Genomic DNA, 22,375 nt, shown 5'->3' with positions numbered 1-22,375 from the left:
TATGATGATTATTGAGGAAAGGCGTGAAGCAAGTGCGAGAATCCGTTGTCTTTTAGGCTTCGCTCCATGAGAGCAATCACCTGGCGACTGGTTTCATGAGGAACAAAGTCCGAGCTCGATTTACCATCAATGATCAGCTGGGATAAATGAGAAGCTTCAAACTCAAATCCACCGCCTGCAGGTAAGTGTGAGATCTGGGTATGTTCACCTTTGTAAGTGACATCAATGACGGTTGGATTCCACCACTTATCTTGGATAACAATTTCGACCTCTGTCCCACGTATTGTCGCGACGCGTTTTAGGTTTTGGCTGATTGAAGCGCCAATCTTACCCTGGATACCGTGAGTAAACGTAAACTCTACAGTTTCATCGACCTTGGATTTATTGTTGTGCTTCTGATAGGACACTGATGGCGGTTGGATCTCACTTTGCTTGAGCTGGCAAAGATCCGCGTATAGCCAGAGCGCATAAACGCCGACATCTAAAGTCGCACCGCCGCATAAATTAGGGTTGAAAATCTGCTGTTGAACATCAAATTCATGCCAGTTGCCGAACGCCGCTTCTATTGATTCTATCTCAATACTATTTTTTTGAATGAAATCCCGTAGCGCTCGGTAAGCTGGGAAAGTCACTGACTTCATTGCTTCCATGAGCACTAGGCCTTGTTTATCTGCCAGTGCTTTCATGTCGTCCCAGTCTTGGGTGTTAGTGAACGCTGGCTTTTCAACCAGAACATGCTTGCCGTGGTTCAAGAACAGTTCAACCATGCTTTTGTGAAACGGATGGATAGTCGCAATGTATACGGCATCAACGTTTGGGTCTTCTGCCATGGCTTGATAAGAAGAATAAGCGCGCTCAGCCTGATATTGCTGGGCAAAAGCAGCAGCGCGTTGTTCATCTCTGGCTGCGACGGCATATAGATAAGCGTTGTCGACATGCTGAGTGAGATCGGCGGCAAATCGATGTGCAATTTTACCCAGCCCGGCAATGCCCAAACGTACTTTTTGTTCTGCCATATTAATTTTTATCATTCTAGTATTTGTGAGGTTGATACTAGCGATGAGCACGGGATTACGTCAAATAGAAGTGGTTGGACTGAATGAGAAAGCCGCCGGAGTCGGCGGCTATAGATTGAGTTAAGCGCACACCTTTACCTAGGTTGTTTTTAGGACTTGTTTAGTGCCCAATACTGCTTAGCAGTTATACCGTAATACACTTTATCGTCGAATCCTGATTCAACCTTATAGTAGTCAACTTGGCGACCTTCAAATGTAAAACCGCATTTCTCCATAGTTTTGTACGAACCTGTGTTAGCGCCATAGCAGTCAGCACTGACTTTGTGGCTACCTAACTCAGTAAATGCAATATCAGTGAGCAAACGACAGGCGCGAGTAGCGATCCCTTTGCCCCATGCATGGACGGGAAGTTGATACCCGACTTCGTAGTTACCTTCGAGAAACATCACCTTTGATAATCCGCACATGCCCATGTAATGGCCTTGTTTGCCTTGAATCACAAATGTTGGGCTATCTGGCCATTCACCTTTGGTTATTGCGCGTTCAGTGTTTTCAATGATTGGGGTAAAAAACGCGTGGAACATGCTTTCCTCTGCGGGAGCAAAGAATAAGTAGGCGTTGACCTCTTGGTCGTTAAGCATTGGAACGATGTCATTTAGATCTTCGCGTTGAATTAGTTTGATGTTCAGTGAGTCGCCAAAGGAGATTGATTCACCACGTTTTAGTTTTTTGTATGTCATTGTGTACCTCTCAATTTGCTCAGCATGGTAGATCAACATCTGTGCCGAAAATTGGATATTTGCGACAAGTGTTATTCGAAGTCCCCGTAGATGTCGATGGTGAGGTCTCGGTCTTTGAGGTACTTGGCCGGTGTGCGATTTAGCTGATGTTTGAGTTGGCGGATTAAATGTGATTGATCACTAAAACCAAATGCTTGTGCAAATTCAGCCCAGTCGGGCTCTGCATCTTGCTCATAGATAGACAACACAATTTCTTCCAGTTTCATCATCATAAGGTATTGCTTTACGCTTAGCCCTGTAACTTGTTTGAAGTGCCTTTCTAAGGTTCTTCTAGAACATGCACATTGGCCGGCAATCTGCTCGATACTCCAGTCGGATAGGCGATTTTCTACTGTTTTGGTCGCTTGCTGTGTAATAGAGAAAGCGCGGTCTTTTTTGCGGTTTAGGTTGAGCTGATGGAAATGATGATGAAACACATCAAGCAGGTGTGATTTGTCATTCGATTGCCATAGCTGGTTGTGGAGTGCGGGGCCGAAAAACGTATCCAACCAAGTAGGCCAGCTGCATTGGTTAAGATGATGACCGACAAAAGAATTGAGTAGGTACAGCCCCTCGGGCCTGAAAGTGACACCGATACGTTTTAGTGGAGCAGAGTCGTCTAATGACAGTAACTGATCGCTCACCGAAAGCAGGTGACTCCCTTTACCTTCAAATTTAGTTATGCCGCTGTCGTAACTGTACTTTTGTTCGTCCGGCGTAAAGAGTATATGAGCCCTTGGATTGGGAATGAGCCTTGGTTGTTGCGTGGTGACATCGTCTGCCTCTAGCTCCAGATACCAGATTTGATGTATTAACCATTCGAAATCTTGCAGCGGTTGTTTCCAAGTAATCATGGCATATTTAATTCAGGGGTTTACTAAACAGTCTACGTGATAACACGGCAACCTAGCAAAGTGCTCTTACTTATCAGTGTGGTATAAAAAGTCAATCATTCCGGATAGTTAAGCATTTCGTGGGTTGATCCTCATATCAGTAAAACATGTCGTTTTAGTGACACTTAAACGATAAGCAATAAAATTCATATCAATAGTTATTGTAAATCTGTCTTAGATCTCAAATTGTTAACATTTATGTGTTGTTTTTTTAACCTAGTGCAAAGGCTCTCATCGGATGAGTTGAATAAAAGAGAGCCGAAGACTAATCCTATTTAACGAGCAAAAGTGGTTTCGATGTTTGGAATTTTGCTCGCTGATGACAAAGCAAATAACGCTAATTTCAGGACGAAAAGGTTAATAACATCATGAAAATAATGACAAAGATTGCCTCCATTGCAGTGGCAATTGCGTTTTCTAGTTTCACACATGCTGCCATAGGAAACTACAAGGTCGTGCTGATTCACGGCTTTCAATCGGATCAATTACAGTCCAAACCTAATGCTGCTCAGGTTGAACTGGAAGGTGAAGATTACTGGAAAGAGTACTGGCTCCAATACGCTGACGCTCGGATTGACTGGCCTGCTTATGAACGTGTTGAAGGCAAAATCTCCAGCGAATACGCTTGGCCTAAACTCCAAGAGCTGTCCCGCAATAGAACCTGCCAGTCAGGGTGTATTTTTGTGACGCACTCCGCTGGTGACCTTGTTGCACGATATCTGTTAGATAATCAGGAAAACTGGCTGACTAACGCTGGGTTAGAGCCTCTCAATGTTGTCGCTACCTACGATTTTGCTGGTGCTGGTGGCGGCTCTGAGCTTGGGGATATTGTGGTCAACATCATCGAAGGGGGAGGCTGGGCAAACAGTGCGATGCGCTACGCTATTTCACTGTGGCTGGGGGAAATGCCTAATCAGGAAAACTCAGGTGTACTCAATGATCTAAAAGTCTCCAATGCACGCCAGATAGCGCGCCTGTCAGAGCACCGCATTCCACGAATTCGATTTATTGGGAACGGGACCGACTATTTCAAAACGACTTCCGCTTTTCTTCCCGGCAATGATGATGGTGTTGTGGCGGCGCATTCCGCTTGTGGTGCTGCAGAGTCAGGAAGTTACGACAGCTGTTCAACAAGTTTAGCGATGAACGGCAAGATCGCCTCACAAAGCAAAGGCGTCTCTAACTTTATGCCTGAGCACTATCCCTTGATCATGGGAGACGACTACAGCCACAGTGATGTAGTGGGCCCGAAACACAAAGGAGAAGTTACCTCCAGTGTGACGGATGTGACGCTAGCCAATGGCCAATCTGTCGGGGTTACAACTTACAAGGAAAATGGCTGGTGGGGAACCAAATACCTGTACGTACAAGGGTCTAATAAAGACACCATGTCTGAAATTGCGGTTGGCCTAAACTGATCGTATGCAGGGCTGGGTAAGGTGTCTCAGCCCTGATTTTCTGGAGAACCTTATGAAGACTAAGTTATGGGTATTCAGCTTCATCACTGCGTTGACAGCAGCAGGCTTCATTTTTTGGCCAAACCCCGTTGAGACATCCGAATACGCCAAGCCTAGGGGAAAAGTGGGTCATGCTGCAGCTCCCCTTCCTGAAGGGGACAATCGCTTTGTTATTTCAAAGCAAGCCTCGACAGGGGGGGCAACACCCATCGAGACTAAAGCAGTTGCACTGAAGTTAAAGCAAGTAGCCATCAAACATCAACAAATTCTTCAATACCCATCATACTCTCAACCGATAGTTAATGAGAGCGGTCCTTACTTGAACTGGAATGCATTTGAAGTGGTAGAGATTCCGATATTGGACGGCAAATCAACGGCTTCGTTGGGCGTTAAAAAGTTCCGGCACTTCTACCCTGAACCGATACTGGTTGAACTTAAAACACAAGAAACCGTGCTTGGTGCTTCACTGGAGGTCGTCTCTGTCGCTACGCAGAAGAATCTCGCGACCTTATCTGCGGATGAAATGCAGTGGCAAATTACGCCGGGTAAAAATTGGCCTGAAGAGCTGAGATTAATCGCGCGTGTCGACTTTGAGCGAGGAGAAGATATTGTTAGTGCCGATGTGCGTTTGTATCATTCAGTCGCGAGCGTGGTGTCGGTATCAGAAGGATATGCTCAGGGGCCTGATATGAAGATTCCGGTCACGTTACAAATCGATAAAGAAGGCATATTCAGACTCCGTGCGAACCTCTATCAGAAAGGCGGTAAAGCCATTGCGTCTTTAGTTGATAAGCAAAGATTGTCAGAGGGTGAGCAAACAGTGGAGTTAAAAGCGTTTAAACGAGTCTTGCCAGAGGGCGAGATCGATCTAGAGCTACGTGATGTGGTGATTGAACGTATGTCAGGTCACCCCGGAGAAAAAGCCGGTTATGGGCAGAGTGATGCTGAGAGTTATCCAGTTGGTCGTTTTGATTCCGGTACGCTGACGGATGAAGAGTACCAAATGACAGAGCAGGAAGAGCAGCAACTGGCTTTTCTGCAACAACTGCTTTGATATGCACTGGAATAGGTATTTAGGTGTTGTGACCGAGGCAGAGTGCGTTATAAAGAAAAGGGAGACTCTGCGGTTTAATTTTTCTTGCGCCAGATTTGGTAACCACTTTCTCTGGTTGCCTTACCGAGCAAGTGTGCAGCCACAGGTGCAGTGATAAAAATAAATAGCATGGTGCCAATGACTCTTGAAACGACCGTAACATCCGGTATTGCAATTGCGACGGCTAATAGCAGTGAAGCTAAACCAACAGTCCCTGCTTTGGTCGCTGCGTGCATTCGCGTGTATAAATCGGGCATTCGCAAAATTCCGAGGCTGGCGATTAAAATAAACAGGGTGCCAAGACAGAGTAGTATTCCAACAGCAATGTTCATGACATGTCCTCTTTTCTTTTGAAGATCAGCCTTGCAAAGGCAATCGTACCTAGGAAAGCGACCAAGCCGAGTGTGATCGCGACATCCAACAATGACGCTTGTCCGCTGTCTAACGTGTAAACAGCAATGAAACCTACAGTGATAAATGCAATCAGATCAAGTGCGACTACTCTATCTGCTAATGTTGGCCCGAGAATCAAACGAATGAACGCCATGACGACGCTGAGCAATAAACCTAGGTAGGCAAACGTGATACTCATTGATAACCACTCAGCCACGAGTCACCTCCAAAATCCGTTTTTCTAGCCCATCTTTTATTTCCCTGATCACCTTTTGGTGTTCGGGAGCAAACATGGCATGCACCACCATATACTTCTTATCTGATGTGACATCTAAGCTCAGACTACCAGGGGTCAGTGAGACCATGTTGGCGAGTAACGAGATTTCTAAATCCGACTCAACGTCTAACGGAACATAAACAATATCAGGGTCACTTAAATGAGTGGGGGTGATCACATCCCAGACAACTTTAGCTACCGATATCATCATCTCATAACAGAAGTACAGCAGCAGGCTTATCAAAGATCGAAAGCGCCGGAAATAGCTGGTTTCCAATCCAAACGGTTGGCTTAGTCTCAAAGCAAAGAAGCCCACAACAAAGCCGACGATAAAGTTCACACTGGTATAGTCACCATTGAGTAACATCCATGCCAGCGCGAGGAATAGATTCAAAAAAAAGTAAATCACAGTGTCCCTCCCGTGGCATGTCCGTTGAGGTGTTCTACTCGACTTTCTCCCAACACGGCTTGGATGTACTCTTGCGGTTCAAGTAATTGCTCAGCGGCTTGAATGGCAAGCTGGTACACTGGCTCAGCAGCCAAACCAATAATCAGACTCAGCGTGGTTAATATTGTGATTGGCGCGTAGTACAGCCATTGCGTGTATTGATTCAGAGGTTTTTGCTTTATATTTTGCGGCGACGGTTTCCAAAAGACTTCATTCCAGATTTTGGTCATCGAGAATACCGTTAGTAGACCAACCAATAGTGCCGTTCCTGCTAACCAGTAATGCTCGGTCTGTAAACTCGCTTTGATAACAAGAAACTTACCCCAGAACCCAGACAACGGTGGAAAACCTGCCAGTGAAAATGCAGGTACAAGAAACAAGAACGCGAGCCAAGGCATGGCTTTGTACACGCCACCTAACTGGTTGAGGTTGCCAGAGCCATATTTACGCTCGATAAACCCCCCGATTAGGAATAGATTTGCTTTCACTAAGATGTGGTGGACGATGTAGAAAACCGCACCAGCGATCGCTATTGGTGTATAGACTGCTAAACCCATGATCATGTACCCGATCTGGCTGATGATATGGAACGATAGAATCCTTTTGATATTGTGCTGACTTGCGGCCCCTAATACGCCTGTCAGCATTGTCAGCCCCGCTACCCACATCAAGGTGGGTTGCCATCCACTTTCTGATAACGGAAAAATTAAAGTGAATGTACGTATGAGGGCGTATACCCCGACCTTGGTCAGTAAGGCTGCAAACAAGGCAACAACAGCGCTTGGTAAGGTGTGATAGGAAGCGGGAAGCCAAGCAAAAACAGGGAACAAGGCGGCTTTAATTGCAAAAGCAAATAAGAATAGAGCGGCGAGTAACGTTTTAGTGTCGGGTGCAATTAGGGAGGCCTTGGTATGTAAATCAGCCAGATTCAATGTGCCAGTCGCACCGTAAAGCAAACCAATTGCGAGTAAAAAGACTAAGGTTGAAATGAGATTGAGCATTACGTATTTCACAGCCCCATCTATTTGCTTCTTTGAACCGTCCAAGATCATTAAGCCAAAGGACGCAATCAACATCACCTCAAACCAGACGTAGAGGTTAAAAATATCACCAGTAAGAAACGCGCCATACACCCCGGAAAGCAATACATGTATGAGTGCATGGAAGGTGCCGTACGAGCGCTTGCTTTGCAGATCTGCCATGGCGTAAAACACACTGATAACACCAATAATGGCTGTCACCATTACCATCGCTACCGTGAGATAATCTGCCACAAAGACGATGCCAAATGGCGCTGCCCACTGACCAAAAGCCACCGCCTGAGTACCACTTTGAATAATACTCTGTGTCAGCATGATACCAATAACTAAAGTCGCGATTGCACTGGTACCGCTTATCGCATCGACCAATTCATTTCTTCGCTTTGCGCAAAAAATCGCAACAGCAGTGAGGAGTGAGATCACGACAGGTAATGTCAGCCAAATCGTTGTCATTCATCCTCCTCTGAGCGCTGCATGGCATCGATATCCGCTGAGTCTGCTTCTGAATACGCGCGATAAAACAGCATCAAAGCAAAAACCAGCAGGCCGAAACCAATAACAATGGCAGTTAAGATCAAAGCTTGAGGGAGCGGGTTTGCCGCCCCTTCTGGCGGTAATATGGACTGTGTATCAATCAGCGGTGGTAACCCTGGTGTTAGGCGTCCAGCGGTGAAAATCGCGATGTTTACGGCGCTGCTTAATAAGATCAAACCAAAAAGTAAACGTAATATGTGTCGCTCTAGCATGAGGTAAATACCAGAAGCAACAAACACTCCGACAACAAGGCTCCATAGTATTTCCATCAGTCCAGCTCCTCATTCACACGCAGCAGCATCCCCATCACGCCACCAATGATGGCGAGATAAATACCTACATCGAATATTAACGGCGTGCCGAGCGGTAAAATATCCTTCCACCATAAACCGGTTAAAAACGGCAGGTTGAAAGCAAAGCTCATCAAACCAGCCACAAAACTTAGGAAAATTCCGAATAGAGCGATACTAAATGGTGAGTAATACAAGCGTTCGCGAACATACTTTGGTGATTCGGCAAACATCAGGAGCGCAAAACCGATTACGGCGATTAATGCACCGATAAAACCGCCGCCCGGTTCGTTATGACCGCGTAACAAGAGATAAAGAGAAAATACCAACATCAATGCCGCCACAATATGAGCTGTCGTTGCAAAAATGAGGGAGCGGATACGATTGCGTTTATGATAATGCGTTTCCAATAGACTCACAGCTACAATCCCAGCCATAACAACGACGATGACTTCGCCCAAGGTATCGAAGGCACGAAAATCCACCAGAATCACATTGACGATGTTACGTCCATGCCCACCTGGAACACTGTTCTTTGCAAAGAAATCGGCCAGTGTGGAATCTAAAGGTTGCGCTGTAATGTTGATGAGTAGTGCTGTCACTGACATACCAATCACACCAGCAATGACGCCATGGATAAGTTTCCGGCGTATCGAATGTTGAGGCACTGTCAATAACCCTGGAATGTGGCGTATCAATAGCACCACAAATACCACCATTAAGGTCTCAACCAACAGCAAGGTCTTTGCGACATCAGGAGCGCTATAAAGCATGAAAACCAAAGTCGTCATAAAGCCTACCACCCCAAGGGAAGACACAGCCAGCAGTCGGGAAGTGGTAAAGGTACACACGAGCGCTGAAGCTATGAGCAACAAAGCAATACTGCTTTCATAAAAGCTGATGTCACCTAAAGCTGTAAAGCGCTCTTGTGGAACCGACAGTGGACTGCTCAATAACACACCAGCTAATACAACAAAGAAAAGCAGTACATAATGGCTTAAGCGTTTTTGCTGTAGTAACTGTGTCTGCCATTGTGCTAAGCGGATCATGTTACTCATTATCTTGTCGAACATGGACTCTGCGGTTGGCAGTGTCGTGACTTTGCTTTGCCAGTTCTCCAATAAGCTTGGATAGACGCGATACAAAACATAACCAAGCAGCAGGGTAAACACACTCAGCACTAAGGGTAAGTTAATCCCTTGCCATAACTTGGCGGCTTCTGGTGCTGAGTTTGGTAAGCTCGACAAAACGCCTGGCTTGACGATGTTGTTGTTAATCCACTCTAAGCCTAATATTGGTGCGATTGCGCTGGCTATCGCAAGCAGCATTGCCGGTATCCAAAGTCCTTTGTTCACTTCTATCTTCTTCGTGGGCGCTGGGCTTCCCTGATGTGCGCTAAAGAAAGGCTTAATGACCAGTGAAAGCGCGAGAGCCACCATGGTGACGTTAACCACAAAGAGTACGGCAGTCGTGAGTAAATTGACGTCTAATCCAGATTTGTACATGTACTCCTTACTCAAGAAACCAAGCAAAGGTGGAACGCCAGATTTCGACAAGGCAGCGATGATGGCAGCAATGAGACTGAGTACTAATACCGTTTTTAAGCTATGGAGTACTCGAATGTCACGCGTTCCTGCCGCTTTATCAATATTGCCCACGACCATAAACAGTGCTGCTTTGTAAAACGAATGTGCCAAAATAAACAGAAGTGCAGCTGTAATGGCAAACTCAGTCCCGATACTAATGAGTAGAACTAATTTGCCTAATGCTACATTGGTACTGTATGCCAACATGAGCTTTAAATCAGTCTGCTTAAGCGCTAGTAAAGCACACCAAATGGCCGTGAAGCTGCCAAAGATACCCAATGTATAAAACCAGATATCGCTGTGCGAATAGATAGGCGTAACTCGGGCAAGAAGATACACGCCCGCCTTAACCATAGTAGCGGAATGTAAATAGGCACTGACAGGGGTTGGGGCAGCCATAGCGTTGGGCAACCAGAAGTGAAATGGGAATTGTGCGGACTTGGTAAATGCCCCGAGCAAAATCAGAGTGAGTGAAGGAACGAACCAGTCATGCTGCGCGATGACTGCACTTTGCTCAATAATGGTGCTCATTTCATAACTGCCAGCCATTTCACCTAGCAGAATCAAGCCTGCCAATAAGGCGAGGCCGCCAGCTCCTGTGACGATCAAAGATTGCAATGCATTCTTGCGTGATTTGTCTTTCTCATGATGAAAACCAATCAAGAGATAGGAGGTGATGGTGGTCAGTTCCCAGAATACAAAAAGAAGAACAATGTTATCGCTCGTCACCAACCCCAACATAGCGAGCATAAATAGCGTCAGATAAAGATGGAAAGAAAACCGCGCAGAGGTACCCTTGAGATAAGCCAGTGCGTATGTCTGAATGAGTGCCCCGATACCACTAATCAAACATGCAAACAAGAAGGATAATCCGTCCAACTTAAAACTTAAGTTTATGCCTAGCCCTGGAACCCAACTGGCGTGCCAACTTACCCCTCCTGGCTGATAGAGGTCGATGAGCGTGACAAAAATAGCTAGCGGCAGCAGAGGAAAAGCCATCCAAGCTAGCGAATAAATGTTAGGTAATTGAATCTGTTTATTGAGAGTTGGTTTATTCAATAGCACTCATCCATTGAGTTGACAGTGAACAGGAAATAGCGGTGACAGATTTATTTATCTACCTGTGCAACCAGAGACCGCCTAATAATAGTAGACGGCCTCAACGGTGCTGCACTCTTTATTTTTACAAGATTACCATAGGGTTATTTGCACTCTGATACCGTATACGAGCGTAACTCTCTCATTGTCTGCTCCTGGTTTAGCACAGAAGCCGGCTCGTTCTCTCCGAGACTTAAGGCATCGAAAGAACAATCACCGATGTCATTTCTTGGGCAGATGTGGATATTGGAGCGTTCAAGCATTTCCGTATGACAAATTGGACATAGTGGTTTCATACTTTCCTCCTGAGTCGCTTTTTTAAGCGAACTTTCAAAACACTGAAATAGGTTGTAGGATCAGTAAAACAACTTGTGGCTTTATCCTATCGGCGAGACGAAGCCTTCAGGCTTAAGGGCCACCAATGAGCAATTGATGGATTGCAATATATTCTCCGCGGTGTTGCCGATCACAAAACCTGAAATACCGGTTCTTGCCAAAGTACCCATAACTAACACATCGACTTCCAGCTCATCGACATTTTCAGGTATTTTTTCATCTGGCTTGCCATGAATTCGATGTATCACTATATCTCCTGAGATACCAGATTCGTCGATAAGCATCTGCAGAGCTTGCTGGTGGTTTTTTCGTGCGTTCAAAATATCGTTGGTGAGTTGTTCTTCATCGACTTGAATCCATACGTGATTGTCGAGATAGTTCTCCAAGTAATGTTCCCAACAAGAAATGATGTGAAGGCGGCTGTCACAGGTATCTGCAATTGAGCGAGAAAGTTCAAGTAAACGCAACGAGAGATCATGTTGCTCTGCACTCGATGTCATTGGGTCAATAGCGACTGCAACACGGCGCTTTCCTCTAGGCTTATCACTCACTCGTTGTAACCAAACTGGGCATGGACATTTACGTAGCAGCGTCATATCAATGGCTTTGAATCCGTCAGTGCCTTCATTGAGTGGTTCAGCTTCTTTGATCACCAGATCGTGATTGGCTGTAATCGCTTCTTGAATGATACAAACCGCAGGTTGTTCGCTACTTTTAACGGTGAGTGGGAATGGCACTTGCTCAGGTGAAATGTCATTCTTTTCACGGATCTGCTCAATATTCTGTTGTACAGAGCTGCGTAGAGATTGTTGGTAGGTTTGCTGATACTGTTGCATGTCACCTGGGAAGTCAGGGCAGGCAACTAAGCCAGCAACAGGTACCTGATTGTTGGCAGCAATTCGAAGTGCTTGGCCTAGAGCATCACTATGGCCAGGAAATCCTTGTGTAGCAAAAAGTATGTTCTCGAATCGTCTCATGCATACCTCCTTGGTAGTAGTTAAATTAAATCACTTGAGAGACATATTCGCCAACATAGAATTGTAACGGCTTATGAGGGGAATGATATTTGTTCTCAATCAGGAGGTTGCATCCATATTCAAAAGGCTTTAATGCCGTAAATGAGTCATATGCTTGAGAGGATGTAACAAAATGATACGGGTTGGGTGTCGCTGCGTTGTTCGTTTAGAAGTTAGCGACCTAAGTGCTACTAAGACCCTCTCAAGTGACAAGTATTGAATGATCTCAAGACCCAGTGGTAATCTCATTAACAGTTGTCTCGCATAGTATGGTGGAAGCTAGTTGTCGCTTTGACCTGAACTGCTACTAACCAAGGCGTATTTATGCAAAGTGCTGAGCAGCGTCAGATGGGGTCCACCCCTGATCAACAAACCGGCTCATCCTCCCAAGGAAAAAGTAAGAATCTCGGCATTCTTCTAGAACTGATTAAATTCATTAGACCATATCAGTGGAAAGTTATCGCCGCGCTGGTGGCGTTGGTTTTGACGGCGTCATTAACACTGTCAGTTGGCCAAGGTGTACGACTTTTGATAGATGAAGGTTTTGCCCAGCAGTCGACGCAAGAGCTCAGTAATGCTATTCAACTCATCCTCTTACTGACGGTGATGATTTCAATTGGGACCTTTTTTCGCTTTTACCTTGTTTCTTCGGTAGGAGAGCGCGTGAGTGCCGATATTAGGTTAGCGGTTTTCAACCATGTGATAACTCTGCACCCTAGCTACTTTGAGACTCATAGTAGTGGCGACATCATGTCACGGATCACAACGGACACGACTTTGCTGCAAAGTATCATTGGCTCTTCATTTTCGATGGCGATGCGTAGCGCTTTGATGTGCATTGGCGCGTTAATCATGCTGTTTGCAACCAATATCAAATTGACGCTGATCGTTCTAGCATCGGTTCCTTTTATTCTCGTCCCTATTTTGTTTTATGGCCGCCGAGTAAGAGCTTTGTCCCGTCGGAGTCAAGACTCAATGGCTAATGTAGGGAGTTATGCAGGTGAAGCCATTGAGCATATCAAAACGGTTCAGAGCTACAGCCATGAAGCACAAGAAAGAGCTTCATTTGCTATGGAGGTTGAGCGGGCGTTTGAGATTGGTCGGCAAAGAGTTAAGCAACGCGCAATATTGATTTCGGGTGTGATTGTCATCGTGTTTAGCGCAATTGCAGGTATGCTCTGGGTGGGTGGTCGTGATGTTATCCATGGAACTATGTCTGGAGGTGATCTCGGCGCGTTTGTCTTTTATGCCATTATGGTGGCTTCTTCACTCGCAACCATTTCTGAGGTGCTGGGAGAATTGCAGCGCGCGGCAGGAGCCACCGAAAGGTTGGTTGAAATTCTGCACGTCGAAAGCCATATTGTTGCTCCAAACGATAAAGCCGTCTCGGCTCAGTACCTTACCAGCGAAGTGAAGTTTGAGGATGTTACATTCTATTATCCATCGCGACCAGAACATGCTGCAATTGAGAATTTAGTACTCAAGGCTGAAGAAGGAAAAGTATTGGCCTTGGTTGGGCCATCTGGCGCAGGGAAAACGACACTGTTTGAACTTCTACAGCGCTTCTATGACCCACAATCAGGGCAAGTGACTTTAGGGGGCGTTGATATTCGCCAACTGGATCCTAATCAACTGCGTCAGCAAATGGCGTTGGTGCCTCAACAACCTGCTTTGTTCAGCCATAATGTGTTACACAACATTCGCTACGGTAGCCCTGAAGCGACAGATGAACAAGTAATTGAAGCCGCGAAAAAAGCACACGCACATGATTTCATCATGAAATTACCACAAGGTTACGATAGCTTCCTTGGTGAGCGGGGAGTGCGCTTGTCAGGTGGTCAGCGTCAGCGTATCGCCATCGCACGGGCTATTCTCAAAGATCCTAAAATTTTGCTTTTGGATGAAGCGACCAGCGCACTAGACAGCGAGAGTGAACACCATGTTCAACAGGCGTTGGAAGCGCTTATGCAGAACCGCACGACCCTCATCATTGCTCATCGCTTGTCGACGATTCAGCATGCTGATCAGATTGCGGTGTTAGATAGCGGTCAGCTTGTGGATGTGGGCAACCATAATCAGTTACTGCAAAGCTGTGAGCTGTACCAGCGGTTGGTTGAATTGCAGTTTAAGCCTATGGACCGATAACGCTTACCCATAGGCGATGGCGGAAAACAAACATCTCTACAAACTCAAGGAAAGAATAATAATGAGCAGTCAGTTGAAACAGCTTTGTCATACGATTTTACCCGGCAATAAAGAAGAATCACCCGCCGAGCACTTTGCCAAAATGGCAGCATGGTGTGAGGAGCATAATGTCGCTCACGATATATATGGCGAAGGAGAAACCATTCAGGCGTTTGAGCAGAAAGTGGCGGATTTGCTTGGTTATGAAGCTGGTTTGTTTGTCATCACGGGAACGATGACACAACCAACCGTGTTGGAGTTGGTCACCAAACAGAAACGCAATCCAGTGGTGGCGATGCACCCTTCCAGCCATATCTATGTCCATGAAAGGCAAGGTTATCAACTGCAAAATCGTTTCAGTATTCTTCCGGTTGGTAACCTATATCAGACATGGTCATTAAGTGATCTCCAGGCATGGCCGGATGAAATTGCGGCGGTATTGTATGAATTGCCAATGCGTGAAATTGGTGGCCAACTGCCAAGTTGGGAAAGTTTAGAAGAGATTAAGTCTTACTGCTCAGCGAATGATATCCATCTCCATATGGATGGTGCAAGACTATGGGAAACCGCTGCCTATTATCAGAAGGAATATCATCAAATCGCTAAAGGCTTTGATACCGCTTATGTATCACTTTACAAAGGGATCAACGGTCTGGGTGGCTCTATGCTACTAGGATCAAAGGAATTTGTTGAGCGCGCATCGATTTGGATGAAACGTCAGGGAGGAAACGTTTATCATCGCACACCTTATATTGTGTCAGCGGCAATGCAGTTTGACGATAGGTTGGCAAAACTGCCTGCTCTTTTTGAGCGAACTAAACAAGTTTACAAGATTATCCGAGAGTTTCCGGCTCTTGCAGTGAGACCCGCTGAGCCTCAGTCAAATATGCTGCATCTAATTGTTCCTTTTAGTTGTCAAGAAGTGAAAGAGCTACAACACGCTTTTGCCACTAAAGAAGGTATTTGGTTTGGTCACCCACAAGTTACCGCGCATCCAAATCAATCCATCATAGAATGGTATGTTGGTGACAATCTATTGGAGTACGAAGACAATGCTCTGAGAGATTTTTTCGCTAAGCTGCTGGGTGACAAGGCGTGAGTCAATCACATGGGCTCTCAATCTGAGAGCCGGTTAACATGCCTAATTGGAAGCTTAATGTATTCTAAGTGGATTCTTTATAGAGGACTCTATCAATGTCAAAAAACTCCAAGCTGCACAATGAAGATAAGCTGGTTAAGAAAGCGCTAGAAATAGGTGCAAAGATGGCTAAGATGCAGGGATTCGAGCTGCCTCAGTCGCCTCAACCAGTGAGAGTCAAAGCGATTTACCTATTTTTAGTTGATGCTAAGCAGATAACACCGTTACCTGATAGCAAACTTGACGGTGCCAATATCAAGCATAGACTCGCATTGTGGATCCACAGTGCATTGCCTGATAACGATCCTTTAAAATAGAAAAGATCCAGATGTAAAAAGGCGAACCAAATGGGTTAGTGCCGAGCGGTCTAGAGGCTTGAAGCATCCTAGGATCGTATGATAATCCTCACTAACTTTTTTAGTGGGGATTTTTTATATGTGCTCAAAAATAGTTTTGGAATATGAAACTATTTGGGCTCCACCGCTTTGTTTAAAACTTCTATAGCGGTGGGAGAGCAATTATCGACCCCGTATTGAGGTAGCCTGTCTGCGGGCCGAAGGAAAAAGTTATAGGTACCACCACGTGCCTGCTAGGGGGTAGCCAGTAGGCGCCTATGAAAAACCACCGGCTATGCCGGTGGATACTTTTACCTGCTAATTAATAATGTAATATAAATTTAAATTAGTTATTGAAACTAAAAATTAATTCAATTTCGTCATCAAGCCTTCTGCCTGTCGGGGTAAAGCCAAGCTTTTGATAAACAGAGAGCGCATTACCTTCTTCTTTATCCATTGTGGTCAGGGACACTCCTTGTAAACCGATCATTGAAGCATATCGCTTACTGAAGTTAATCGCTTGATTTCCCAATCCCTTACCTTGAAAGCGATGGTCAATCATGACACGCCACACGTACAAGTGCTCTTTTTGAAAGTGATCATCGAACTTGTCGAGTAGTCTTGGATCGATAAGGGAGATGAGCCCTGCCGGCTTTTGGTCTAAATAAATGGCGTAGCTGATACTGCTGTCGTTGAAACTTGCCTGAGCAAGCCACTCTGCGTTGCTAGCAATGAGATGTTTTTGAGACTCTTCCACCGTGAGATCAATTATATCATCGATGATGTTGCCGTTTACTTTTAAAAAGCTAGCGTTATTCATGGTTATTTTCCTCGGATAGGTATTAATCTAAAGCTATTTACGCAATATAAAGATCTTGATAGGCAATTCCTGATCTATAAAAATAGTAATGTCTTTTTTCCTTTCTTTAATCGAAGCTTGCTACCGAACTGATAGGGTTCTTTATCTGTAGCATGCCGGAGCTCACCAATCGTTTTTGACCGAGATAAATGATCACAATAGAGGGTGACGTTCTCAAATCATGATGGTGGAAGCTCCTGTTTTCCTATTTAATCTGTTTCCATTGTAGAAATATGAACTCCGAATTTTACTCACAACGCCTCTTGTGAGGACTTGTTCTTCGCCCTGCGCTAATTGGTTAGGATAAGTCTGATTTCTACCAACAATCAGTACGCTAGAGAAGTCCTAACTTTTTAAATGGTAAGCGTTTAATATTTGGCTTTATGACCCGTGCCAAATAACGCGAGTACCGATGAATCTACTCAATATGGGTGATGAAACTATATTTGTCTGAGTCAGATTTGGTCATCCAATGTTCGCCACTTGCCGGTGCAGAATCCAAAGTGAAAATATAGAAGTCAATACCCTTTTCTCCCAGCATTTGCTTAAAGTAAGTTGCTTGTTTACGATGACTTTCGTTAGTGTATGGGAACTCTTTGGCTGTTTTATTGCCTTCACCCCAGCTATGCACACCGATTTGCTTATTTAACTCAATGGCCTTAGTGTTGTCTGCTCGTTGTAACACTCGTGGATTACCCGCTGCGAATAGATCTGTGCCGCCAGAAAACACAGAACCCACTGGAGTAACGATTGTGGCCATATTATTTCTATTTATCATGAGACCAGTGTACATGTTGATATCATCATCAGCACTACCACCGATATGATTATTAAATTTCAAAGTCATCTCAAAACCTTGATATAGCTTAACGATATCGAAAAGTTGTGAATAAGTTGTCGCGCCAAGAGTAGATCTAATACGCTCAACAGTGCCTGTGTCCTGAAGTACATCACGATAAAATGCGTTGAAGGCAAAGGATGTAGTGATCGTTACCTTGTTTCCATTTTTGGTGTTATTCAGAATGGTAGACCCGAGGGTAGTAACGTATTGAATCCCTTCATTGTGATATTCAAGTGTCACTTGTTTTTTAGTATTCGTCGTTGTTTTAATTAACGTTGTATCATTTCCAATTGAGCGTTGAGCCGCACCACAATCAAAAAAATCAATAAAATTACCCTCACTATAAATTGCACAGTCATCAAATCCAGCATCAGGAAGGTATAGATCCACACTTTGACCTAAGCTATCCGCAATCTTAACTACTTTTTGCACACCACTGATATCTTCCGCAAACAAGATGGTTTTATATTGAACACCATCATAATCAAGCTTTATGGCTTCTTGTTGGAGCTCTTGTTGCTCTTTTAACAACTCTTCAAGTTTAGCTGATGAAAATACGTAATCAGCCTTGGGCTTCACTTGAGCTTTGGTTGTCTCTTTACCTGAATTACATCCAACTAAGAGAATAAAAGGTAACGCAAATAATATATTTCGAAAGTGGTTCATGTCGTTTTCCCAAAAATTTAAGATAGGAAAACTCTATTATTTGTCTATTAAATTATCTGTCCTGAGAATGTAAGAGTTTGTATGTGTTTTTGGTCATTATCTTTTTTTCTGATTAAACTCATATCAGAATTGAATTCGTTGACTAGATTGAAAAGTATTTGATTATTAATTTCAGTCACTTATCACGAAGATACTTAGCTCAATATGAAATATTGAATAACTAAAAAAAGACTTACTTACGTAGCTTCGTATAAGTTAAAAGTACTACAAGGGTATAATCTTAATGTTGACCGTAAGCAATGACGACTTGATTATTTCGGTGGTTTAGAAACAGAGACTGATGGCTGTGTAACCAAACCAAGAGTGACCATGGTTAGAGGATATCTGTGCTCAATACAATACAACCGTAAGGGCTTGTCAGAGCGAGCCTTAAAGGGTGAGGTATTTATCATTGTTATCTAGTAAGGGAATTATTAGCTATGTAACAATTAGTCTTACAAACTCATACAGTAATTACAAAACAGCTCTGGAATAATGCTCCACATTGATAGGGATACTGTTTCCTTATGAATTTATTTAGTCTAGATAATTATGCCTCTGCCGTAGATGGTTTGTCATTACAGCTAAAATTAAATATTAGCAAAGTAAACCTTTAAACGTTAATTCACACGTTGTTGGCAGTTGGAACCATAGACTTACTATCTAAACTCTCCATTATCCTTAAGGTATTTTTATGAAAAAGTTATTGTGTGTCTTAGGCATTGTATCTCTAGCAGGTTGTTCAGGTATTACTCATAACGATGAAGTTTACACAGCGCACGCTGAAAGCTTCAATATTGTCGGTTTCCAAGTTCCTGGTAACACTCAAGATCGTGCAATGGAATTAGTACCAGAAGACGCTACGGTTGAAACAATTCACTCAACAAATTCTGATACAAGCTCTGTTATGGGTATCATCAACCGTATTATTGGCATCGATTACGTACAAGTAAGCGGTAAGAAGCAGTAATTCGCCATAGTTGCGTACCTTAACCGCTAGCCTGTACAAACTAAGCACATATCAGCCAGTGACATCGTCGCTGGTTTTTTTGTATAGAGACCCTCAGCCTAGCTGAGTTTTTCTCTATACAAAAAACCACCGGCTATGCCGGTGGATACTTTTACTTTTATCTGTACAGGAACAATAACTTAGTCTTCGTAGTTCTCGATGCTAGGACAAGAACAGATTAGGTTACGGTCACCGTATACGTTGTCTACACGGTTAACGGTAGGCCAGTATTTCCAAGACTTAGTGGCAGGTGAAGGGAAACAGCCAAGCTCGCGCGAGTATGGGCGATCCCATTCTGTAGCAGTCAGATCAACTTGAGTATGCGGTGCATTAACCAGAGGGTTATTCTCTAGTGGCCATTCGCCATTCTTCACTTTGTTCATTTCTTCACGAATGGCGATCATCGCGTCACAGAAGCGGTCGATCTCTTCTAAATCTTCGGATTCTGTTGGCTCAACCATTAGCGTACCTGCAACAGGGAACGACATAGTTGGTGCGTGGAAGCCGTAGTCCATCAGACGCTTCGCGATATCTTCTTCGCTGATACCTGTTTCTTCTTTAAGCGGACGAATATCAATAATACATTCGTGTGCTACGCGGCCGTTCGTACCACGGTAAAGAACAGGGTAGTGAGGGCGTAAGCGCTCCATCATGTAGTTCGCGTTCAGAATCGCAACTTTAGTTGCATCTGTAAGGCCAGCTTCACCCATCATGGCGATGTAAGCCCAAGAGATAGGTAGAATAGAAGCGCTGCCTAGGTCTGCCGCAGAGACTGCAAAGTCTTCGCCTTCAACACCGTTTTCGATGTGGCCAGGAAGGAATGGCGCTAGGTGTGATTTCACACCGATAGGGCCCATACCCGGACCACCACCACCGTGTGGGATACAGAAGGTTTTGTGAAGGTTTAAGTGAGAAACGTCAGAGCCAATGAAGCCTGGAGACGTCAAACCAACCTGTGCGTTCATGTTTGCGCCGTCTAGGTAAACCTGACCGCCAGCCGCATGAACCATTTCACACACTTCTTTCACTTGCTCTTCGTACACACCGTGCGTAGAAGGATAAGTGATCATAATGCTAGAGAGGTTGTCTTTGTGCTTCTCGATCTTAGCGGCAAGATCTGCCATATCAATGTTACCGTCGTCATCACATTTCACTACGACCACTTTCATTGAGACCATAGAGGCTGTCGCAGGGTTAGTACCGTGCGCTGAGCTTGGGATCAAACAAACGTTACGGTGACCTTCACCGCGGCTGTCATGGTAGCGTTGGATCGCGATGAGGCCTGCGTACTCACCAGACGCACCTGAGTTCGGCTGTAGGGAGAAATCGTCGTAGCCTGTGATTTCACACAGCTTCTCTTTCAAGTCTTTCGCTAGAGCTGAGTAGCCCGCTGCTTGTTCGATTGGTGCGAATGGGTGAATTGAGCCAAATTCAGGCCAAGTCACAGGGATCATCTCAGCCGCGGCATTCAGCTTCATAGTACAGCTGCCCAGCGGAATCATACCGTGCGTCAGCGAGAAGTCTTTGTTCTCAAGCTGTTTCAGGTAACGCATCATCTGCGTTTCGCTGTGATGTGTATTGAACACTGGGTGAGTTAGGTATTCTGAAGTACGACGAAGCGCTTCAGGAATTGCTGCGAACTCGTTGCCTGCGATTTCAGAAGAAAGCGCGTTGATTTCTTCTTTTACGCCGAATACGGCAAATAGCGCTTCGATGTCGCCTGTTGTCGTTGTCTCATCGAAGCTCACACCTAGCTTGCCGTCTAGCTTGCGTAGGTTGATGTCTGCTGCTTGTGCTTTCGCGTACAGCTCTTCTGTCTTACCAGCAGTGTTGATAGTAATGGTATCGAAGAAGCTGTTGTGCGCGAGCTCATAGCCTGACTTAGTCAGACCAGCTGCAAGAATAGCTGTCATGTGGTGAGTACGACGAGCAATAGTACGTAGACCTTCTGCGCCGTGGTATACCGCGTAGAATGACGCCATGTTTGCCAGTAGCGCCTGAGCCGTACAGATGTTTGATGTCGCTTTCTCACGGCGGATGTGCTGCTCACGAGTCTGCATGGCCATACGTAGCGCTTGGTTGCCTTTTGTATCGATGGATACACCGATAACACGACCAGGCATGGTACGTTTGTGCTTGTCACGTGTCGCCATAAAGGCTGCGTGTGGACCACCGTAACCCATAGGCACGCCGAAACGTTGAGCGGAGCCGATGACAACGTCTGCACCCATTTCGCCTGCTGGCTTCAATAGTGCTGAAGCAAGTAGGTCAGTGGCGACGGCAACCAGTGTTTTGTTGGCTTGTGCTTTGGCGATGATGTCTGTTAGGTCGCGGACTTCACCCGTAGTACCTGGGTACTGTACCAGTGCACCGAAGACATCGTGTTCCGGAAGTGACTCAAGGGAGCCGATGAGTACGTCAAAGCCAATGTATTTGGCGCGAGTCTTAACTACCTCTAGCGTTTGCGGGTGAACATCATCTGCGACGAAGAAAACGTTGCTCTTGCTCTTACCGGCACGCTTACATAGTGTCATAGCTTCAGCAGCAGCAGTTGCTTCATCAAGAAGAGACGCGTTAGCGATATCCATTCCCGTCAAGTCCATCACCATTTGCTGATAGTTCAGCAGTGCTTCTAAACGGCCTTGAGAAATTTCTGGTTGGTAAGGGGTATAAGCTGTGTACCAGCCTGGGTTTTCCAATACGTTACGTAGAATCACGTTTGGTGTAAAGGTGTTGTAGTAACCCTGACCGATGAATGTACGTTTAATTTGGTTTTGATCTGCGAATTCACGCATCGCAGCCAGCATGTCTGCTTCGCTCAATGCTTCAGCTATTGTCATTGGCTGTTCTAGGCGAATTTGAGCTGGTACGGTTTCGTCGATCAGTGCGTCAAGACTGGCAACATTGATCGCATCCAACATTTTTTGTTGGTCAGATTTATTTGGGCCGTTGTGGCGAGCAACGAACTCATTTTGTGTGCTGAGGCTTTGAAGTAATTCAGTCATTGTCCTTTACCTACTCCATCATTCGGGTATCGGATATCATTAC

The 22,375-nt window shown here is 45.0% G+C and carries 20 protein-coding genes; 6 read left to right on the top strand and 14 right to left on the bottom strand.

The window, feature by feature from the left end; translation table 11 throughout:
• Nucleotides 1-8: 8 nt before the first annotated feature.
• The 3 genes from CTT30_RS21050 to CTT30_RS21040 all read right to left on the bottom strand — a co-directional run bounded on the left by CTT30_RS21050 (nucleotide 9) and on the right by CTT30_RS21040 (nucleotide 2,649).
• Nucleotides 9-1,016 (bottom strand): Gfo/Idh/MocA family protein, encoded by a 1,008-nt coding sequence (locus CTT30_RS21050; RefSeq protein ID WP_252036898.1) that lies wholly within the window; start codon nucleotides 1,014-1,016, stop codon nucleotides 9-11.
• 149 nt (nucleotides 1,017-1,165) lie between these two features.
• Complete coding sequence (locus tag CTT30_RS21045; protein ID WP_252036897.1) at nucleotides 1,166-1,756, bottom strand: GNAT family N-acetyltransferase; 591 nt, start codon at nucleotides 1,754-1,756, stop codon at nucleotides 1,166-1,168.
• Between the two features lie 71 nt (nucleotides 1,757-1,827).
• Nucleotides 1,828-2,649 carry a helix-turn-helix transcriptional regulator gene (locus CTT30_RS21040; RefSeq protein ID WP_252036896.1) on the bottom strand — a complete coding sequence of 274 codons (822 nt, stop codon included), beginning with the start codon at nucleotides 2,647-2,649 and terminating at the stop codon, nucleotides 1,828-1,830.
• A gap of 407 nt (nucleotides 2,650-3,056) precedes the next feature.
• Between CTT30_RS21040 and CTT30_RS21035 the strand changes: the two genes are divergently transcribed.
• Together CTT30_RS21035 and CTT30_RS21030 are read left to right on the top strand one after the other, a co-directional pair.
• Nucleotides 3,057-4,106, top strand: coding sequence for a hypothetical protein (locus tag CTT30_RS21035; protein WP_252036895.1), 1,050 nt, complete (start codon nucleotides 3,057-3,059; stop codon nucleotides 4,104-4,106).
• Nucleotides 4,107-4,158: 52 nt separating this feature from the next.
• Nucleotides 4,159-5,199 (top strand): hypothetical protein, encoded by a 1,041-nt coding sequence (locus CTT30_RS21030; protein ID WP_252036894.1) that lies wholly within the window; start codon nucleotides 4,159-4,161, stop codon nucleotides 5,197-5,199.
• A 74-nt stretch (nucleotides 5,200-5,273) separates the two neighbouring features.
• On the opposite strand, the gene mnhG is transcribed toward CTT30_RS21030, so the two are convergent.
• The 8 genes from mnhG to CTT30_RS20990 all read right to left on the bottom strand — a co-directional run bounded on the left by mnhG (nucleotide 5,274) and on the right by CTT30_RS20990 (nucleotide 12,217).
• Complete coding sequence (gene mnhG / locus CTT30_RS21025) at nucleotides 5,274-5,570, bottom strand: monovalent cation/H(+) antiporter subunit G (RefSeq protein WP_239874416.1); 297 nt, start codon at nucleotides 5,568-5,570, stop codon at nucleotides 5,274-5,276.
• Nucleotides 5,567-5,830, bottom strand: coding sequence for a monovalent cation/H+ antiporter complex subunit F (locus tag CTT30_RS21020; RefSeq protein ID WP_239875098.1), 264 nt, complete (start codon nucleotides 5,828-5,830; stop codon nucleotides 5,567-5,569). Before CTT30_RS21020 ends, mnhG begins: the two co-directional genes overlap by 4 nt.
• Nucleotides 5,831-5,840: 10 nt before the next feature.
• A complete protein-coding gene (locus CTT30_RS21015; protein WP_239864536.1) occupies nucleotides 5,841-6,317 on the bottom strand; it encodes a Na+/H+ antiporter subunit E in 477 nt (158 codons plus the stop codon).
• Nucleotides 6,314-7,849, bottom strand: a complete 1,536-nt coding sequence (locus CTT30_RS21010; RefSeq protein ID WP_252036893.1) for a Na+/H+ antiporter subunit D — start codon at nucleotides 7,847-7,849, stop codon at nucleotides 6,314-6,316. The genes CTT30_RS21015 and CTT30_RS21010 overlap by 4 nt, the downstream gene beginning before the upstream one ends.
• On the bottom strand, nucleotides 7,846-8,199 hold the full coding sequence (locus CTT30_RS21005; RefSeq protein WP_239864534.1) for a Na+/H+ antiporter subunit C: 354 nt from the start codon (nucleotides 8,197-8,199) through the stop codon (nucleotides 7,846-7,848). The genes CTT30_RS21010 and CTT30_RS21005 overlap by 4 nt, the downstream gene beginning before the upstream one ends.
• Nucleotides 8,199-10,805, bottom strand: coding sequence for a hydrogen gas-evolving membrane-bound hydrogenase subunit E (gene mbhE, locus CTT30_RS21000; RefSeq protein ID WP_252037631.1), 2,607 nt, complete (start codon nucleotides 10,803-10,805; stop codon nucleotides 8,199-8,201). The genes CTT30_RS21005 and mbhE overlap by 1 nt, the downstream gene beginning before the upstream one ends.
• A 203-nt stretch (nucleotides 10,806-11,008) precedes the next feature.
• Nucleotides 11,009-11,200, bottom strand: a complete 192-nt coding sequence (locus tag CTT30_RS20995) for a hypothetical protein (RefSeq protein WP_252036892.1) — start codon at nucleotides 11,198-11,200, stop codon at nucleotides 11,009-11,011.
• Between the two features lie 81 nt (nucleotides 11,201-11,281).
• Complete coding sequence (locus CTT30_RS20990) at nucleotides 11,282-12,217, bottom strand: universal stress protein (RefSeq protein ID WP_252036891.1); 936 nt, start codon at nucleotides 12,215-12,217, stop codon at nucleotides 11,282-11,284.
• Nucleotides 12,218-12,604: 387 nt separating this feature from the next.
• On the opposite strand from CTT30_RS20990, the gene CTT30_RS20985 reads away from it, so the two are divergent.
• The 3 genes from CTT30_RS20985 to CTT30_RS20975 all read left to right on the top strand — a co-directional run bounded on the left by CTT30_RS20985 (nucleotide 12,605) and on the right by CTT30_RS20975 (nucleotide 15,895).
• Nucleotides 12,605-14,401, top strand: coding sequence for an ABC transporter ATP-binding protein/permease (locus tag CTT30_RS20985; RefSeq protein WP_252037630.1), 1,797 nt, complete (start codon nucleotides 12,605-12,607; stop codon nucleotides 14,399-14,401).
• A gap of 61 nt (nucleotides 14,402-14,462) precedes the next feature.
• Nucleotides 14,463-15,539, top strand: coding sequence for a threonine aldolase family protein (locus CTT30_RS20980; protein WP_252036890.1), 1,077 nt, complete (start codon nucleotides 14,463-14,465; stop codon nucleotides 15,537-15,539).
• A gap of 95 nt (nucleotides 15,540-15,634) precedes the next feature.
• The gene (locus tag CTT30_RS20975) at nucleotides 15,635-15,895 is read left to right on the top strand and encodes a DUF5062 family protein (protein WP_239864528.1); all 261 of its coding nucleotides are present in this window, start codon (nucleotides 15,635-15,637) and stop codon (nucleotides 15,893-15,895) included.
• Nucleotides 15,896-16,259: 364 nt separating this feature from the next.
• Here the strand turns inward: CTT30_RS20975 and CTT30_RS20970 are convergent, their stop codons facing one another.
• Both CTT30_RS20970 and CTT30_RS20965 read right to left on the bottom strand, forming a co-directional pair.
• Nucleotides 16,260-16,733, bottom strand: coding sequence for a GNAT family N-acetyltransferase (locus CTT30_RS20970; protein ID WP_252036889.1), 474 nt, complete (start codon nucleotides 16,731-16,733; stop codon nucleotides 16,260-16,262).
• A gap of 457 nt (nucleotides 16,734-17,190) precedes the next feature.
• Nucleotides 17,191-18,279 (bottom strand): alpha/beta hydrolase, encoded by a 1,089-nt coding sequence (locus CTT30_RS20965; RefSeq protein ID WP_252036888.1) that lies wholly within the window; start codon nucleotides 18,277-18,279, stop codon nucleotides 17,191-17,193.
• Between the two features lie 733 nt (nucleotides 18,280-19,012).
• Between CTT30_RS20965 and CTT30_RS20960 the strand changes: the two genes are divergently transcribed.
• Nucleotides 19,013-19,288 carry a hypothetical protein gene (locus tag CTT30_RS20960; RefSeq protein ID WP_239863704.1) on the top strand — a complete coding sequence of 92 codons (276 nt, stop codon included), beginning with the start codon at nucleotides 19,013-19,015 and terminating at the stop codon, nucleotides 19,286-19,288.
• A 179-nt stretch (nucleotides 19,289-19,467) separates the two neighbouring features.
• On the opposite strand, the gene gcvP is transcribed toward CTT30_RS20960, so the two are convergent.
• Complete coding sequence (gcvP, locus tag CTT30_RS20955; RefSeq protein WP_252036887.1) at nucleotides 19,468-22,332, bottom strand: aminomethyl-transferring glycine dehydrogenase; 2,865 nt, start codon at nucleotides 22,330-22,332, stop codon at nucleotides 19,468-19,470.
• Nucleotides 22,333-22,375: the final 43 nt, after the last annotated feature.

Origin of the sequence: Vibrio coralliilyticus (assembly GCF_024449095.1) — a bacterium.
GTDB lineage: Bacteria > Pseudomonadota > Gammaproteobacteria > Enterobacterales > Vibrionaceae > Vibrio > Vibrio coralliilyticus_A.
Note: the sequence above shows the minus strand (reverse complement) of the source record. Positions and strands in the feature narration are given on the sequence as shown.

What these genes read in the sequence shown, in the direction of transcription:
- mnhG (WP_239874416.1), bottom strand. Translation starts at nt 5,570, where the DNA reads ATGAACATTGCTGTTGGAATACTACTCTGTCTTGGCACCCTGTTTATT.
- CTT30_RS21035 (WP_252036895.1), top strand. Translation starts at nt 3,057, where the DNA reads ATGAAAATAATGACAAAGATTGCCTCCATTGCAGTGGCAATTGCGTTT.
- CTT30_RS21040 (WP_252036896.1), bottom strand. Translation starts at nt 2,649, where the DNA reads ATGATTACTTGGAAACAACCGCTGCAAGATTTCGAATGGTTAATACAT.
- CTT30_RS20980 (WP_252036890.1), top strand. Translation starts at nt 14,463, where the DNA reads ATGAGCAGTCAGTTGAAACAGCTTTGTCATACGATTTTACCCGGCAAT.
- mbhE (WP_252037631.1), bottom strand. Translation starts at nt 10,805, where the DNA reads ATGGCTTTTCCTCTGCTGCCGCTAGCTATTTTTGTCACGCTCATCGAC.
- CTT30_RS20995 (WP_252036892.1), bottom strand. Translation starts at nt 11,200, where the DNA reads ATGAAACCACTATGTCCAATTTGTCATACGGAAATGCTTGAACGCTCC.
- CTT30_RS21005 (WP_239864534.1), bottom strand. Translation starts at nt 8,199, where the DNA reads ATGGAAATACTATGGAGCCTTGTTGTCGGAGTGTTTGTTGCTTCTGGT.
- CTT30_RS21045 (WP_252036897.1), bottom strand. Translation starts at nt 1,756, where the DNA reads ATGACATACAAAAAACTAAAACGTGGTGAATCAATCTCCTTTGGCGAC.
- CTT30_RS21030 (WP_252036894.1), top strand. Translation starts at nt 4,159, where the DNA reads ATGAAGACTAAGTTATGGGTATTCAGCTTCATCACTGCGTTGACAGCA.
- CTT30_RS20985 (WP_252037630.1), top strand. Translation starts at nt 12,605, where the DNA reads ATGGGGTCCACCCCTGATCAACAAACCGGCTCATCCTCCCAAGGAAAA.
- CTT30_RS21050 (WP_252036898.1), bottom strand. Translation starts at nt 1,016, where the DNA reads ATGGCAGAACAAAAAGTACGTTTGGGCATTGCCGGGCTGGGTAAAATT.
- gcvP (WP_252036887.1), bottom strand. Translation starts at nt 22,332, where the DNA reads ATGACTGAATTACTTCAAAGCCTCAGCACACAAAATGAGTTCGTTGCT.
- CTT30_RS20990 (WP_252036891.1), bottom strand. Translation starts at nt 12,217, where the DNA reads ATGAGACGATTCGAGAACATACTTTTTGCTACACAAGGATTTCCTGGC.
- CTT30_RS21010 (WP_252036893.1), bottom strand. Translation starts at nt 7,849, where the DNA reads ATGACAACGATTTGGCTGACATTACCTGTCGTGATCTCACTCCTCACT.
- CTT30_RS20960 (WP_239863704.1), top strand. Translation starts at nt 19,013, where the DNA reads ATGAAAAAGTTATTGTGTGTCTTAGGCATTGTATCTCTAGCAGGTTGT.
- CTT30_RS20970 (WP_252036889.1), bottom strand. Translation starts at nt 16,733, where the DNA reads ATGAATAACGCTAGCTTTTTAAAAGTAAACGGCAACATCATCGATGAT.
- CTT30_RS20975 (WP_239864528.1), top strand. Translation starts at nt 15,635, where the DNA reads ATGTCAAAAAACTCCAAGCTGCACAATGAAGATAAGCTGGTTAAGAAA.
- CTT30_RS21020 (WP_239875098.1), bottom strand. Translation starts at nt 5,830, where the DNA reads ATGAGTATCACGTTTGCCTACCTAGGTTTATTGCTCAGCGTCGTCATG.
- CTT30_RS20965 (WP_252036888.1), bottom strand. Translation starts at nt 18,279, where the DNA reads ATGAACCACTTTCGAAATATATTATTTGCGTTACCTTTTATTCTCTTA.